Below are 529 nucleotides of genomic sequence, written 5' to 3'. Positions count from 1 at the left end.
CTTTTTCACTTTCCTGCAGACGTAAAAAAGCCCGACTCTATGAGTCGGGCTTTCTTTATTTGGAGCCTGGCGATGACCTACTTTCACATAACAAATGCTACACTATCATCGGCGCTGTTTCGTTTCACTACTGAGTTCGGCATGGGATCAGGTGGGTCCAAAACGCTATTGTCACCAAGCAAATTTGGTGTCAGTTCGTATCTCTACGCACTAACTAAAATTTGAAAATGCTGATAATTGTCTTCTTACAACTTTAAGCTTATCGCTTACAGCTGTTAGTAAATCTACTTTAGTTGTCGCGATAAATCACGACCTACAATCTTAACTTCTGCGCTTAAACAGTCACATAAAACGCGTTTGGCGTTGTATGGTTAAGCCTCACGGGTAATTAGTACAAGTTAGCTTAACATATCACTATGCTTCCACACCTTGCCTATCAACGTTGTAGTCTCCAACGGCCCTTCAGAGAGCTTATAGCTCTAGTGAGAACTCATCTCGAGGCCTGCTTCGCGCTTAGATGCTTTCAGCG

2 rRNA genes are annotated in these 529 nt (G+C 42.9%); both read right to left on the bottom strand.

Annotation, left to right across the window (positions count from 1 at the left end):
• Positions 1 to 64: 64 nt before the first annotated feature.
• Positions 65 to 179, bottom strand: a 5S ribosomal RNA gene (gene rrf / locus ADS77_RS21415).
• Positions 180 to 367: 188 nt separating this feature from the next.
• A 23S ribosomal RNA gene (locus ADS77_RS21410) occupies positions 368 to 529 on the bottom strand; the annotation flags it as partial.

Origin of the sequence: Pseudoalteromonas porphyrae, from assembly GCF_001298125.1 — a bacterium.
GTDB lineage: Bacteria > Pseudomonadota > Gammaproteobacteria > Enterobacterales > Alteromonadaceae > Pseudoalteromonas > Pseudoalteromonas neustonica.
This window is presented reverse-complemented; position numbering and strand designations above follow the sequence as displayed.